Origin of the sequence: Streptomyces pinistramenti (assembly GCF_020564935.1) — a bacterium.
Lineage (GTDB): Bacteria > Actinomycetota > Actinomycetes > Streptomycetales > Streptomycetaceae > Streptomyces > Streptomyces pinistramenti.
On the sequence record NZ_JAJCXB010000002.1, the window covers coordinates 293907 to 308544 of the forward strand.

Genomic DNA, 14638 nt, shown 5'->3' on the forward strand with positions numbered 1-14638 from the left:
GAGGGGCACCGGGCATGACGGGTTCGGACGAGAAGCTGGTCGACCTGCTGGATCTGGAGCAGATCGAGGTCAACATTTTCCGCGGCCGCAGCCCGCAGGAGTCTCTGCAGCGGGTGTTCGGCGGGCAGGTCGCGGGACAGGCGCTGGTGGCGGCAGGTCGGACCACGGAAGGGGACCGGCCGGTCCATTCGCTGCACGCGTATTTTCTGCGGCCGGGCCGCCCCGGGGTGCCGATCGTGTACCAGGTGGAGCGGGTACGCGACGGGCGGTCCTTCACCACTCGCCGGGTCGTCGCCGTCCAGCAGGGACGCACGATCTTCAATTTGACCGCCTCCTTTCACAAGCCGGAACCCGGCTTCGATCATCAGTTGCCGATGCGCCGGGTGCCCGGACCTGAGGGCTTGCCGACGATCTCGGAAGAGGTTCGCGAGCGTCTGGGCGCGCTGCCCGAGGCGCTGCAGCGGATGGCCCGCCGGCAACCGTTCGACGTGCGGTATGTCGACCGGCTGCGGTGGACCGCGGATGAGGTCGAGGGTGCCGAGCCGCGCAGCACGGTGTGGATGCGCGCCGTGGATCCGTTGGGTGACGATCCGCTGGTGCACACCTGCGCGCTGACCTACGCCAGCGACATGACCCTGCTTGACGCGGTGCGTGTCCCGATCGAGCCGCTGTGGGGCCCGCGCGGATTCGACATGGCCTCCCTCGACCACGCGATGTGGTTCCACCGGCCGTTCCGTGCGGACGAGTGGTTTCTCTACGACCAGGAGTCGCCGATCGCCACCGGCGGCCGTGGGCTGGCCCGGGGCGCGATCTACGACCGGGAGGGCAGGCTGCTGGTGTCCGTCGTCCAGGAAGGGCTGTTCAGGAAGCTGGGCGGCTGACGTCGGCGTGCTGGGGACGGTCCGGAGGCGGCCCGGAGGCGATCGGGGGCTTCCCTGCGGGCCTCCTCCAGGGCCCGGGAGAGGTTGACGCGGTACCACAGCACTTCGTCGAACTCCTCGGCCGTCAGGACGCGTTCGAAGGATTCCCGTGCGGCGGCGGTGGCCGTGATCACGGAGGCGAAGTGTGGCTTGAGGCGGCGGAGCAGGGACCGCTCCAGCGGGTCGCCGACGACGGAGGCGCATTCCTCCGGGGGCAGTACGGCGGCGATGACCGCGGCTGATTCCCAGGGGTCCGCCGTCTGTCCCATGAGCTGGGCGACGCGGCGGCCGCGCCATTGGCGTGCCCGCCAGTCCTGTCCGTCGTCGAGCATGACGCGCATCGCCGCGGGGGTGTTGCCCCGCAGGAGTTCGGGTTCGCGGTCGGCGAAGTCGGCCACCTCCGCGGCGAGATAGAGCCAGACGAGGGCGCCGTAGCGGTTGACGTAGAACCTGACGGGGCCGAAGCAGCCGGCCCTCGTCAGGCGCAGGAAGCGGCTGGGCGCGATGCCCATCAGTTCGGCAGCCTCCGTCGTCCCGACAGTGCGGATCCGTTCCCGGAGAGTGTCCGGGAAGCCCGGCTCGGCCTGCAGCCTGGCGATCTCTTCCGCCGGGACGCGGCGGCGGTTCAGCGGGGCACCACCCCCGGGCCGGTTATCGGTCCCGGCGGGTACGGTGCGCACTTCTCCCAGCTGGGTGGCGAGTTCGAACTCACCGGTCCTCAGCTCCAGTTCGCGGGCGGCTCGCCCCGTGGCGAGCGTCTGCTGCCCGTCGCACATCACAGTCATGTCTGTTCCCCCACAGCTCGGTCGATCACTGACAGTCACGACTGTAGCGAGGGGGGATGACAGTGGGTCAACCCACGTCTCAAGCCTGTGGATAACTTTGCGGCTGCCGTGCCGCGACGGCGAGGTGTTCGCCGACGCGGTTGACGAGCAGGGTCATTTCGTAGGCGATCTGTCCCATGTCGGCGTCCGAGCCCGCCAGTACGCCCAGGCAACTGCCGTCGCCGGCCGCGGTCACGAACAGCACGGCCTCATCGAATTCGACCATCGTCTGCCGGACCCGTCCGGCCCGGAAATGGAGCCCCGTCCCTTTCGCGAGACTGTGCAGCCCCGAAGCGACCGCGGCCAGATGTTCCGCGTCCTCCTGCGTCAACTCCTGGCTGGTGCCCGTGACCAGCCCGTCGTTGGAAAGCACCAGTGCGTGCCGCACGTTCTCCACGCGGTTGGTCAGATCGTCCAGCAGCCAGTCGAGTCCGCTGGTCAGTGCCATGCCGGTTCCTCCCCGTGTCCCCGTCCACGCCCGCGACGCGGTCGGCAGCCCGTCCACAACTGCCGTGCCAGCCTGGCTCACCTCCGGCATCTCGGCAAGCGGCCCTGCAGCGCAGTTCTGCCGCCCGGCGTGCCCTGCCCCGCGCCGTCGTTCCGGGTGGGGAGTATGTGCGCATGGCACGAAAAATGACCAAGGATGAGTGGCAGAAGTTCCTTTCCGAGGGAACCCGTACCGGCAAGCTGTCGACCGTACGGGCCGACGGCAGCCCGCACGTCGCCCCGGTGTGGTTCCTCGTGGACGGCGACGAGGTGGTGTTCAACACGGGAAAGGACACGGTCAAGGGCCGCAATCTGCTGCGCGACGGCAGGGTGGCGCTGTGCGTCGACGACGAACGGCCGCCTTTCGCGTTCGTCGTCCTCCAGGGGACGGCGGAGATCAATGACGAGGTGGCGGAAGTGCGCCACTGGGCCACGCGTATCGCGGCGCGCTACATGGGTGAGGAGCGTGCAGAGGAGTACGGCGCACGGAACGGGGTGCCCGGAGAACTGGTGGTGCGGGTCACGATCGACAACGCCGTAGCCGTGGCGGAACTCGCCTCCTGACGGGCGGGACGGGCCGCATACGGGGCGGCGCACTCACGATGCGCCGCAGGCGGCCCGTCCACCCGAGCGGGACGCCGGCCCGTGAGCCCCGTCGGCCGTGATGGGGGCCGGTCCCGGCCCCCGGCTCATCCGACCGAATCGAGTACGGGAGAGGTGTACCGCCGCCCGGCATGCTCGACCAGCCGGATGAGCACCTCCTTGCCCGAGTCGCGGTCGCGTGCGTCGCAGAGCACCACCGGGGTGCCGCGGTCCAGATCGAGTGCGTGGGCCACCTCGTCAGCGGCATAAGAGCGGGAATCCGCAAAGCAGTTGACGGCCACCAGGAACGGGACGGCGCGCCGTTCGAAGTAGTCGACCGCCGGGAAACAGTCCTCCAGGCGCCGGGTGTCCGCCAGTACCACGGCGCCCAGGGCGCCGTCCGAGAGGTCGTCCCACAGGAACCAGAAGCGGTCCTGACCCGGCGTCCCGAAGAGGTAGAGCGACAGGCCCGACCTGATGGTGATGCGGCCGAAGTCCATGGCCACCGTGGTGGTGGTCTTGCGGTGCACCTTCCCGGTGTCGTCCACCGATTCGCTCGCGGAGGTGAGCTCTTCCTCCGTGCGCAGCGGGCGGATCTCGCTGACGGACCCCACCAGCGTCGTCTTGCCCACCCCGAAGCCGCCGGCCACCAGGATCTTCAGCGCCAGGTCGGGGCCGGGGTCCAGGGCAGTGCCGTTCGGATCCCCTTGTGCGGCTGTCATCGGCCGTTTCCTCCAGGATGCAGGTCCCCGTGCGGCACGGGGCGATCGGATGCACGGCTCGGTGACAGGAGCCGCGGGCGGCTGAGCGCCGTCCGAAACCATGGCGAGGACCGTACCCCCGCGCCATCAGGAATTCCTTGATTTTCGGGAAAGCTTTCCAGGTGCATACGTTCAGATCCCCTACTGGACCGCGTAGTTGAGCTGTAACGGCACCGACTGCCCCCTCACTGACCGGAATTGAACGGTCTGGGAACGTTCCCTTTCGCCAGGGATCACGGGGGATCGTGGGCGCATGACGCAGCAGGAGTCGCCGGAACGCCTGGAATGTGATGCCGCAGCGAACACGTCGGCCGGCGTGGTCGAACGCCACGGCATCAACCCCGTGCCGGAGTCCGAACGCCACGGCACGCCCCGGGCCCCGTTCTGGCCGTGGGCCGCCTCGGGCTGTCCCTCCTGTCCATCGTCTACGGCGTGCACATGGTGGCACTCGGGCTGAGCCCTTGGCAGGCCCTCGTCACCGGGACCGCCGGGTACGTGCTGTCGTTCCTCCTGGTCAGCCTGGTGTCGGTCGCCGGCGCCCGGACCGGCGCGCCCACCATGGCCATCGGCCGGGCCTCCTTCGGCCGGCAGGGCAACAAGCTGCCCACGCTGTTCAGTTACCTCTCCACCATCGGCTGGGAAACGGTGCTGGTCGCCCTGTCCTCCCTCGGCGGGTCCGCCATCCTGGCGCGGCTGTCGCCGACGGTGTTCGCGCAAGCGGACGGGACGACTCCGACGACCGCTGCGCAGGCGCTGTGCTTCGCCACGACTGCCGTATCGGTCGTGGTGGTGGGGATCTTCGGGCACGCGCTGATCATGAAGGTGCAGAAGTATCTGACCGCGGCCATCACCGCCATGACGGCGGCCTCCGTGGTGCTGTTGGCCGACCGCATCGATCCGGCGGCCCTCCGGCACGGCACACCGGGAGACGCGGGAACCTTCATCGGCGGCATCGTGTTCGCGATGACGCTGCTCGGCCCGGGCTGGGTGAACTGCGGCGCCGACTACAGCCGGTACCTGCCGCGCGGACAGCAGCGGCCGGGCGATCACCGGCTGGACGACCCTGGGCGGCGTCCTGTCGCCACTGGTACTCCTGGTCTTCGGCGTCCTGCTCGACGCGAACGACCCGAAGCTCGCCGCGGCCGCGGCCGCCGACCCCGTGGGCGCGCTCGCCGCCGAGCTGCGCACCTGGTTCCTGGTGCCGTATCTGCCGGCCGCCATCGGGGGCTTCACCTCCGGGGCGATCATGGACATCTACAGCTCCGGCATGTCGCTGCTGACCCTGGGCATCCCCGTCCGCCGCCATCTGGCGGTGCTGGTGGACGGCGCCCTGATGGCGGTGGCGGCTGGTACGTCCTGTTCGTCTCCCCCAGCTTCTTCGCCACCTTCCAGGCGTTCCTGTCCGTCATCGGTGTGGCGATGGCAGCGTGGACGGCCGTCTTCCTGGTGGAGCAGTGGCATCGGCGCCACACCGGGTTCGACCTGGCGGCGACGCGCACCCTGGGGTGGCCCGCCGTGCTGTCGCTTGCCGCCGCCACGGCCGTCGGCCTCGGTCTGATCACCTCCGCCGATCCCAACATCGCCCGTGCGGTGGGCTTCCTGCTCACCGAATCCGCTGCTCACGGCAGACTGGGCGCCATGAACCTCGGCGTCGTGGTGGCTCTGGTCGCCGCGGCCGTCCTCTACGCCGCCACCGCCCCTCTGGCAGACCGTGCCGCCACCGAAGGAGTCCGATGACCGACGACCACACCGACCGGACGGAGCACGTCCGGGCGTTCTTCGCACCGCGCGCAGCCGGCTGGGACAGCCGCTTCCCCGACGACGGCCCCGCCTACGCCGCAGGCGTCGCCGAGCTGGGCCTGCGGGAAGGCGACCGGGTCCTGGACGCCGGCTGCGGCACGGGACGCGCCCTGCCCGCGCTACGCGCCGCCGTGGGCCCGCGCGGAACCGTCCTGGGCGCGGACCTCACCCCCGAGATGCTGCACGCCGCCGTACGAGCCGGACGGGACACCGCCGCCTGCCTGCTGCTGGCGGATGCGGGACGACTGCCGCTCGGCGGCGGAACGCTGGACGCCGTCTTCGCCGCCGGGCTCATCTCCCACCTGCCGGACCCGGCAGGCAATCTCACCGAACTCGCCAGAACCGTGCGCCCCGGAGGCCGGCTGGCACTGTTCCACCCCATCGGGCGGGCCGCCCTCGCCGCGCGCAAGGGCCGCCCGCTCACCCCCGACGACCTACGGGCCAAGCCGAACCTGCGGCCCCTCCTTGCCGGCAGCGGCTGGGACCTCATCCGTTATGCCGACGCGGACACCCACTTTCTGGCACTGGCGGTCCGCAGGGGCTGAGCGGTCACGCCGGGCGGCCGGACTCCGGCTGCGCATCGGGGCGTTCGGTGTGCGGCACCGGGCAGGCGCCGGCCCGCCGCGGGGCGGGGAACGTGCCGAGGTCGGCGACCCGGAAGCCGTCGGGGTAGCCCTTGATCTCGGGATTCTGCCGGGCGTAGTGGGGCGTGCGGCGCGGCGGGAGCAGGCGGACGGTCCTGGCGCGCAGCCGCAGGGCGGAGCGGACGGCCGTACGGACCGCGGGCCTGGGCCGCTCGTACCGGAAGGCCGCCAGCAGGGAGTCGTCCAGGAGGGCCATGCTGGCTCCGCGCACCACCGGGGCGAGCGGGCCGTACCAGCCCGCCATCAGGTCCAAGGTGGCGTCCGAGACCTTGCGGGCGCCCTCGTCCCAACCGAAGTGCGCCTCTTCGTAGTCGTCCAGGCAGCGTTCGAAGTCCTGGTAGGTGTGCGGGAGTTCGGTGATGCCCATGTGGCGGCCGAGGGTGCGGTAGTACGCGGCAATCGCCTGCTTCTCGTGCGTGCTCAGGCGCCGCCATCCGTACGCGTCGATCCAGCGCTTGGGCACCACCACGAAGGTGCAGAGGACGTACCGCATGTCGTCGTTGCTGATGTCGTAACCGCGGTGCATCTGGTTGATGCGCCGGATCGCCGCGCGGCCGTCCTCGCCGTCGAAACCGTGCTCGACAACGGCGTCCAGGAGGAGCGCCGTGTCGTCGTAGCGCTTCTGAGTGCGGTCCGTCAGCTCCGCGGTACGGGCAAGGAGCCGGCCGATGCTCGGCACCGCGTACGTCCGGTAGAGGGCGAGTTCCAGGGCCCGGGTCATGTCCCAGGGGAATTCGTATGTCGCGGTGATGCGGTAGATCCGCAGGAAATCGCGCTCCGGGTCGAGCCTCCGGATCTCCTTCAGCCAGTCATAGCGCCGCACGTGATACCCCGCTCCTTCGATCGCCGAAACCTCAATTCTAGGCGTTTCGGGGGCGCTTCACGGGTGGCGGAGGGAAGTACGGCGGGTCCGGAGAGCGACGTGGCCGGATCCGCCCGCGGCACAGGGCAGGCGGGGCTTCTCGTAGGAGACCCGGCATTACCGGCGCACACGGTGCAGGCAACGGCTGGGGAAACCCAACGGGGAGACCGCGGCTGGTGACAAGGCCGTACCAAGCCAATTAGGGTGCGCCGAAAAACATCGGACGGAACGGATGGGAGGCTCGCGTGTCCACGACCGAGAGCGCCGACAACGACCAGTTGTTCGTGCTGACGGCGGTACTGCTGACACCCGCCCAGTTCCCGAGCGTCCTCGGCGACGACTACCCCGAAGTGTGCGCCGGGCTCGGCCTCGAACCGTACGCGGAAGGCTACGGGCTGGTCCTCGGGCAGGACGGGCAGGGGGCCCGCTGGACGGTGGCCACCGAGGACGTGTCTCTGGTCGCCTGCGCGGTCGCCGCCTGGGACTGCGGGATGGAATACGACCTCTCACCCGGGGAGGACAGCATCGTCGCCGCCCTGCCCGGCTGGCCGCTGGCGCTGGCCGTGTCGGCTCCCGGCATCCCCGAGCCGCACGATCCCGAACCCGAAGACGGAGCCCCGGCACCGCTGGCCCCTCCGGACGCCGCGGAATGGGGACCTGCCCAACGGCGCCTGGGGGCGGACGAGATCGCGCTCCAGTGGGCGGCGTGGCGTGAGCAGGTGGACGGTGACGTCACTTTCGTGGGCGCCGGTGAGCAGCCCCATCGGGGAGTGCGGCGGGTCATGGCGGAGGCGCACGGGTACGTGACCGAACCGCCGCCGCCCGGCCGGGTCCGGTCCTCGTTCGCCGCGGGCGAGGCGCGCACCCTGCGCGTGGACGGCCCCGGCTGGAGCATGGTGGCGCGCACCGACGACATCGCGTTCGTGCTCCTGGACGAGGAGCCTGGCGAGGTCCACCCGGTGGGCCGCGGCCCCGAACTCCCGGCCTTGCTGACGTCGTTGGACGAGCTGGCGGCCCGCCCCGTCTGACCTCCGGGCTGCCCTGCCGCGCTCGCCGACGTCGATTGTCAGACCCCTGTGATGGACTTGTCCTGCATCGATCGAGCAGGACAGACGGGGAGGCATTGATGCAGGTGAACAGTGGTGCGCGCGATCAAATGACCACTTCGACGCAGGGGCGGATTCAGGGGCGTCTCCAGGGACTGTTCCAGGAGCAGGACCGGAAGGAGCCGGCAGTCGGAGCGGTACGCACTTCGGTGCACACGTCGGTGCGCCGAAGGGCACAGGGTGCCATGGGTCGGGGGGCGGCCGGGGTATGGCAGGGGACGGCGTTCCGCTCGGCGTCCCATCGGGCGGAGCGACGTGGGCCGAACCCGATAGCGGGAGTCCGTACGGCGGCTGCGCGGCGGCACAACTCGGACAGTAACCGGCCGTTCGCACCGCGACCGGAGTGCCGTATAGCAGGTGCCGACAGGGCGGCGGCCTGCACGGCCTGACCATCGAGGCATAGCGGCAGCCGGTACAGCGGCTCTCTCTTGAGCACCCGAGCTGGGCGGCGACCGCACTACCACGCACACAGTCCGTGACCCGGGGTGAGAGCCGGAGTGCTGGAACGGCGGAGCTGTCGCCGTCGTTCCAGCACTCCGGCAAACGCCGGCAGACACAGGCAACTGCCGACTGTCACTGGCAGTACGCCACACGACGGTGGGGAGGAAGGTACGGCGGGAAGAGGGAGGAGGGAGCGGCGCGTGGTCGCTGAGGGCCGCGGCTGACTGCGTCTCGTTGCAGGGCGAGGCCCGTCGAACGACCCTGCGTTGGAGCTGCATGTGGCGTGGGGGGGCGTCCTCGGCCTCGAATTGCGGCTTCAGTCTCGGGACACCATCACGGTGGGAGCCGGAGAGCCCGCGGAAGTCCGTTGCGGACAGGCTGACTTGGGAACATTGCGCCAATGCCGCTCCAGGTGGCGGCGAGGCGCTCGCTTCGGCCGGCCGTGACCCAGCGCTTCACGGGCTGGGCAGAGATTGAGTCGACGGACGGCGGGACGGGCCAGCGTCCTTTCGTTCTCTGCCGGCCAGGCCATGCGTCGAGGGGCGCTGCGCTGCAGGCTCGCCATGCACACCGGCACCACCGACACGGATGCCGGAAACAGCAACCCATCAGCAATCGGAACGGCATCGAGGTGAGGGGCCGAAAGACGCTCGGGCGGTTCCAGAGGAAGGAGGAAGGGAAAAGGGGCCGTGCAGGGGAAGGCCCCATGGAGAGAGTGGGGCCTCGCGCTACGGTCGCGGCTCGACGGCGGATGCGCCTTCCTTGGTGATGTCGACGATGGCGCTGTCGGGAGCGACGGGCGCCGCGGGTGACGTTCAGTGCGCGGTGGCGCGGCAGCGGCAGCACGGCAGTGGCAGCGACCATCCCCGCGCCGAGCGCTTTCGGGGGGGGGCAGCGGGGCGTTCGGACCCGATCTGCGAGTTCGCCCGAGACCGCGCGGCAGCCCACAACCGAAGGCTGAAGTGGGCAACCCATCCGCCAGCCCGTCAGCGCTGCCCGGCCTCAGAGCTCCCGCCCCGGCACCTCCGCTCCAAGACCTCCCACCGAGGGGCTTCCCGTCCTGGGCCGCCGCCCCGGGAGGTCAGCGCCCCAGTTGCTTGCGGCCGGCTCGGCGGAGCCTGCTTCGCTGCGAGGGGTCCAGCGTCAGGTAGGCGACCGCCGGCACCCCGACCATGACCAGAAGAGCCGCCCAAAGGGGCAGCAGCCACAGCAGGATCACTCCCACCGCGACGCCGCCGACTGCGACCTTCGCCCGTGTGGACATCCTTCACACCCCTTCCGCGGCGCGTGCCGCGCTCCATGTATCCCATTGAACGCCGTTTCGGCTCCGGAGGTTCCCTGAACGGTCAGGGCTTCCTGTACTCTCGGGCGCCACAGCCGCCAGTAGTCAAATTTGAGGAGCCATCGGCGCAGTGCCTCACCTCCCCTCGGCGACAGCCGTATCTTCGCCCTCCTCCCTCACCGACCTCGCCCGCTGTGCGGCGACGTTCCTGCCGTCGGACCCGCCGCGGACCGGCCGGATCGCGTTCTGGCGCCCCGACGGCGCACCCCTCGGCGACCTCCCGACCGGCCGCCTCCCGAGCGACGACAACCGGAGCGAGAACGACCCGGGTGACGACCGCCGGAGCGACAACGAACGAAGCGACGGCGAACCGGCGCGCCACGGCCGGGTGGCAGTGACAGCAGACCAGGACCGGGCGGCGGGCGGTGCGGGCCCCGCGGACGGCGGACGGCTGACGGTCGTCCTGCCGGACGGGGAGGGTGGCGTCGTAGCGGACGAAGTACCGGCCGTCGTCCTGCCTGTTGCCGAGGCGCTGCCATTTCTGACGCGCGCGCGTGCGGCGCGGTCCGCCGATCCGGCCACCGTTTTCTGGGGCGCGGCCGCCCTGCTCGCGCTGCAGCTCGCCGCCCGGGGGCGGCTGCTCCCGGGGCTGAGCCCCGGCGATCACGACGCCTGGCGACTGGGCCCGCTCGACACCGCCGACATCGAGCGGCTGCGTGAACTGGCCGCGGCCATGCCGCCGTACGCGCACGCCACGCCGCTGCCCGGTGACGGGCCCGTGCGACTACCCGAACCGGAACGCCATCTGCGCGCCTTTCTCGACGCGGTCGCCGACGGGCTGCCGCGCTCCCCCGCCGCCGCGCTCGCCACCGGCGGACCGGCCTTCGCGGCGTCCGCCCCGCAGCACATTCCGGAACAGCACGCCTGGGCGGCGGACGTCGCCGCCGGCCACGACGCGGGCGTGCGGATCTCGCTTCGTGTGGAGGTGCGCGGGGCGGGGGCGGGTGGTCCGGCGGGCAATCCCGGAGCGTCGGGCGAGACGGCGGACACCGGGGAGCCGCACGGACAGCGACCGGCGGGGGAAGGGACACGGGAACGGCCGCAGGAGCGGGAGGGCGGGGATACCGCGGACCCGCGGACGGACGCATCCCGCCCCGTGGATGCCCTCCCGGCGAACCCCGTCCCCCGCCTCGCGGGCGACCTCCCGGCGCCCCCTCCCCCTCGGCCTTCGGACGGTCCTCCATCCACCCCCACGCCACCTTCCGAAGCCATCAGAGCAACCAGAGCAACCAGAGCAACCGAAACCACCGGAGCCACCAGAACAACCGAACCCGCCGCAGCCCCCAATACCTCCGCCCCTCCCCCAGCCGCCACCGGGAGCGCTTCTCCCGACGTCTCCTTCGTCGCCGTCCTTCAGGTGCACAGCCGTACCGATCCCGCGCTGGTGGCGGATGCGGCAGAGGTGTGGGCCGGGGTGTCGCCGGCCGGTGGGGCGTTCGGGGCGCGGGCGCGGATGGACAGTCTGCTCGCCCTGCGGCGGGCCGCCGCTACGTGGGCGCCGCTCGCGCCGCTGCTCTCCGCGGCCGTGCCGGACATGATCGAGCTGGCCGACGAGGAGATCGGCGAGCTGCTGGGGACGGCCGGGCGCGCACTGGCCGCCGCCGGTGTGCAGGTCCACTGGCCGAAGGAACTGGCCCGCGGCCTCACCACCCGCGCCGTGGTGGGCCCGGCCGATTCCGGTAGCGCTCCCCCGTATGGCACTGGGAGCGATACCGGTGACTGGGGCGGTGCCAGGTCCGGTCCGCCGTCGCTGCTCTCGGCCGATGCGCTGCTCTCGTTCAGCTGGCGGTTCGCCGTGGGTGGTCAGGAGATCGAAAGGGCGGAGCTGGAGCGGCTCGCCGAGGCGGGGCGGCCGCTGGTACGGCTGCGCGACCAGTGGGTGCTCGTCGATCCCGAGGCGCTACGGGCGGCACGGGGTCGCAGGGACCGTAAGATCACGCCGCTCGATGCGCTGGGCGCCGCCCTGACCGGGTCCGTCGAGACCGGCGACGGCGGCCGGGTCGCGGTCGAGGCTGCCGGGTGGCCGGCCGCGCTCCGGGACCGGCTGACGGATCCCGAACGCGCCGGTGCCGCGCCCGTCGCACAACCCCCGGCGCTCGCCGCGACGTTGCGCGACTACCAGGTGCGCGGCCTCGGCTGGTTGCACCGGATGACCTCGCTCGGACTCGGCTGCTGCCTCGCCGACGACATGGGTCTCGGCAAGACGGTCACGCTGATCGCACTGCACCTGCACCGCACGAGCACGCCGGAGACCGCAGGACCCACCCTCGTCGTCTGTCCCACCTCTCTCATGGGCAACTGGCAGCGGGAGATCGAGAAGTTCGCGCCCGGTACTCCCGTCCGCAGGTTCCATGCCGGACAGCGCGACCTGACGGGTCTGGCGGACGGCGCATTCGTCCTCACCACGTACGGCACCATGCGGCTGGATACCGCCCGGCTGGCCGGCGTGGAGTGGGGGCTGGTCGTCGCCGACGAGGCGCAGCACGTGAAGAATCCGTTTTCGGCGACCGCGCGGGCGCTGCGGGCGATCCCGGCGCGGGCGCGGGTCGCGCTGACCGGTACCCCGGTGGAGAACAACCTGTCCGAACTGTGGGCGATCCTGGACTGGGCCACCCCGGGGCTGCTCGGGCCGCTCGGCCGCTTCCGTTCGCGTTACGCCCAGGTCATCGAGGGCGGATCGGCGGCGTCGGCCGATGCGGCTGCCGCGGCGGAGCGGCTGTCCCGGCTGGTCGGGCCGTTCCTGCTGCGGCGCCGTAAGTCCGACCCGGGCATCGCCCCTGAGCTGCCGCCGAAGACGGAGACCGACCGTGCGGTGGCGCTGACGGGCGAACAGGCCGGTCTGTACGAAGCGGTGGTGCGCGAGGGGCTCGGCGATATCGCGGGGGCGGACGGTTTCGCCCGGCGTGGGCTGGTCGTCAAACTGCTCACCTCGCTCAAGCAGATCTGCAACCACCCCGCGCAGTACCTCAAGGAGTCCGGTACCGGGCGCAACGCGCCGCGGATCGGCGGGCGTTCGGGGAAGACCGAGTTGCTGGACGAGCTGCTGGACACGCTGCTCGCCGAGGAGGCGAGCGTGTTGGTGTTCACGCAGTACGTGCAGATGGCGCGGCTGCTGGAGCAGCATCTGGCGGCGCGTGGCGTGCCCACGCAGCTGTTGCACGGCGGTACTCCGGTCGCCCGGCGCGAGGAGATGGTGCGACGGTTCCAGGACGGCGAAGTGCCGGTCTTCCTACTGTCGTTGAAGGCCGCGGGCACGGGGCTCAATCTCACCCGGGCCTCACATGTGGTGCATTTCGACCGCTGGTGGAATCCGGCCGTCGAGGCTCAGGCCACCGACCGTGCCTACCGGATCGGGCAGACGCAGCCGGTGCAGGTGCACCGGCTGATCACCGAGGGCACGATCGAGGACCGGATCGCCGGCCTGCTCGCCCGTAAGCAGCGGCTGGCCGACGCGGTGCTCGGCTCCGGCGAGGCCGCGCTGACCGAACTCACCGACGCCGAACTGGCGGACCTGGTCGCACTGCGAGGGAGCGAGCGATGACCGAGGCGGATGACCGCGGGGACGAGACCGCGAGGGGCGACGGCGGCACGCGGGCGCCGGAGCGTACCTTCGCCGCGCTGCCTGTGGAACACGGTGGCGCCTTCGCGCGCACCTGGTGGGGCCGGGCCTGGCTGAAGGCCCTGGAGGACACCGCTCTGGACAATGCGCAGGTCAAGCTCGGCAGGCGGCATGCGCGGGCGGGTGCCGTCGGTGCGGTGTCGGTGCGCCCCGGCCGGATCACGGCCGTCGTACAGGACCGCGATCACACCCACCACCGGTCCGATGTCCTGCTGCAGCAGCTCGACGACGCCGACTGGGACCGCCTCCTGGACGTGATGGCGGACCGCGCCGGGCATATAGCCGCCCTCCTGGACCGCGACATACCGCCGGTACTCGTCGAGGACGCGGGGGCGGCCGGCATCGAACTCCTGCCGGGAATCGGCGACTTGGAGTCGGAGTGCAGCTGTGACGCCTGGGATCACTGCGCACACTCGGCCGCGCTCTGCTATCAGCTGGCCCGCCTCCTGGACGAGGATCCGTTCCTCCTGCTGCTGATGCGGGGCCGCGGCGAACGGGAACTGCTGGACGAGTTGCAGGCGCGCAGCGCGGCCCGCGCCGAGCCTGCACCGGGCGGCGCCGCCGGGGCGCGGGCGACGGAACCGGCCGGAATACCGGCCGCCGAGGTGTTCGCCGCGCGCGACATCCTGCCGCCGCTGCCCGACCCGCCGCCGCCCGTCGACGTTCCGGGCACCGCGCCCTCGCTGAGCGGCGGCGCCCCGCCCGCACCCGGGGTGGACGTGCCGTCCCTGGAGTTCCTGACGGCCGACACCGCAGCACGTGCCCGGCATCTGCTCGCCGAAGCGCTCTCCGCCCGGCACCCGGACACCCCGCCCGCGCCCGCGCTGACCCCGGCCCAGGACGCCGTCCGGCTGGCGGCGGCCGGCCCGGACGCGGCCGTCACGGCGCGGCTCGCGGCGGGTTCGGGGCGCGACGCGAGGGCGCTGTCGCTGGCCGTACGGGCCTGGCGGCTGGGCGCAGCCGCCGCGTTGGAGGCGCTGGAGGAGGACCACGCTCCGGGCCCCGACGCGCTGGCACGTGCCGAGGACCGGCTCGCTGCGGCCTGGGAGGAGGGCGAGCCGCGGCCTCGGCTGCGGGCGGCGCGCGGCCGTTGGACGGTGGTCGGCGAGGACACCCAGGTGCGGTACGGGCGGGACGGACGCTGGTGGCCGTACCGCAAGGAACACGGCCGGTGGGCGCCGGCCGGCCCGGCATCCGACGATCCGGCTGCGGCGCTGGCCTCCCTGTCGGCGGCGGAAGACACGCCTTAGC

At 71.7% G+C, this 14638-nt stretch carries 12 protein-coding genes; 7 read left to right on the top strand and 5 right to left on the bottom strand.

Features of this window, described 5'->3' with window-relative positions:
• Positions 1–14: 14 nt before the first annotated feature.
• Positions 15–881: an acyl-CoA thioesterase gene (locus LIU39_RS02790; RefSeq protein ID WP_227044132.1), complete on the top strand. Its 867-nt coding sequence runs from the start codon at positions 15–17 to the stop codon at positions 879–881.
• Here the strand turns inward: LIU39_RS02790 and LIU39_RS02795 are convergent.
• Together LIU39_RS02795 and LIU39_RS02800 are read right to left on the bottom strand one after the other, a co-directional pair.
• The gene (locus tag LIU39_RS02795; protein ID WP_227044133.1) at positions 812–1705 is read right to left on the bottom strand and encodes a DUF6397 family protein; all 894 of its coding nucleotides are present in this window, start codon (positions 1703–1705) and stop codon (positions 812–814) included. The two genes, LIU39_RS02790 and LIU39_RS02795, sit on opposite strands and share 70 nt — an antisense overlap.
• A 79-nt stretch (positions 1706–1784) precedes the next feature.
• A complete protein-coding gene (locus tag LIU39_RS02800) occupies positions 1785–2192 on the bottom strand; it encodes a roadblock/LC7 domain-containing protein (protein WP_227044135.1) in 408 nt (135 codons plus the stop codon).
• A gap of 173 nt (positions 2193–2365) precedes the next feature.
• Between LIU39_RS02800 and LIU39_RS02805 the strand changes: the two genes are divergently transcribed.
• Positions 2366–2794, top strand: a complete 429-nt coding sequence (locus tag LIU39_RS02805; protein ID WP_227044138.1) for a PPOX class F420-dependent oxidoreductase — start codon at positions 2366–2368, stop codon at positions 2792–2794.
• Positions 2795–2919: 125 nt separating this feature from the next.
• On the opposite strand, the gene LIU39_RS02810 is transcribed toward LIU39_RS02805, so the two are convergent.
• A complete protein-coding gene (locus LIU39_RS02810) occupies positions 2920–3534 on the bottom strand; it encodes a GTP-binding protein (RefSeq protein WP_227044139.1) in 615 nt (204 codons plus the stop codon).
• A 429-nt stretch (positions 3535–3963) separates the two neighbouring features.
• On the opposite strand from LIU39_RS02810, the gene LIU39_RS02815 reads away from it, so the two are divergent.
• Both LIU39_RS02815 and LIU39_RS02820 read left to right on the top strand, forming a co-directional pair.
• A complete protein-coding gene (locus LIU39_RS02815; protein ID WP_227044141.1) occupies positions 3964–5310 on the top strand; it encodes a cytosine permease in 1347 nt (448 codons plus the stop codon).
• The gene (locus LIU39_RS02820) at positions 5307–5918 is read left to right on the top strand and encodes a class I SAM-dependent methyltransferase (RefSeq protein WP_227044142.1); all 612 of its coding nucleotides are present in this window, start codon (positions 5307–5309) and stop codon (positions 5916–5918) included. The genes LIU39_RS02815 and LIU39_RS02820 overlap by 4 nt, the downstream gene beginning before the upstream one ends.
• Positions 5919–5922: 4 nt before the next feature.
• Here the strand turns inward: LIU39_RS02820 and LIU39_RS02825 are convergent, their stop codons facing one another.
• Positions 5923–6840, bottom strand: a complete 918-nt coding sequence (locus LIU39_RS02825; RefSeq protein ID WP_227044146.1) for an oxygenase MpaB family protein — start codon at positions 6838–6840, stop codon at positions 5923–5925.
• Positions 6841–7124: 284 nt separating this feature from the next.
• Here LIU39_RS02825 and LIU39_RS02830 point away from each other — a divergent pair, with 284 nt between their 5' ends.
• Positions 7125–7907, top strand: a complete 783-nt coding sequence (locus tag LIU39_RS02830; protein ID WP_227044147.1) for a hypothetical protein — start codon at positions 7125–7127, stop codon at positions 7905–7907.
• Positions 7908–9507: 1600 nt separating this feature from the next.
• Here the strand turns inward: LIU39_RS02830 and LIU39_RS02835 are convergent.
• Positions 9508–9690, bottom strand: a complete 183-nt coding sequence (locus LIU39_RS02835) for a tail-anchor membrane protein (protein WP_227044149.1) — start codon at positions 9688–9690, stop codon at positions 9508–9510.
• A gap of 148 nt (positions 9691–9838) precedes the next feature.
• On the opposite strand from LIU39_RS02835, the gene LIU39_RS02840 reads away from it, so the two are divergent.
• Both LIU39_RS02840 and LIU39_RS02845 read left to right on the top strand, forming a co-directional pair.
• Positions 9839–13309 (top strand): SCO1167/SCO6262 family helicase, encoded by a 3471-nt coding sequence (locus tag LIU39_RS02840; RefSeq protein ID WP_227044151.1) that lies wholly within the window; start codon positions 9839–9841, stop codon positions 13307–13309.
• Complete coding sequence (locus LIU39_RS02845; protein ID WP_227044152.1) at positions 13306–14637, top strand: SWF or SNF family helicase; 1332 nt, start codon at positions 13306–13308, stop codon at positions 14635–14637. Before LIU39_RS02840 ends, LIU39_RS02845 begins: the two co-directional genes overlap by 4 nt.
• Position 14638: the final 1 nt, after the last annotated feature.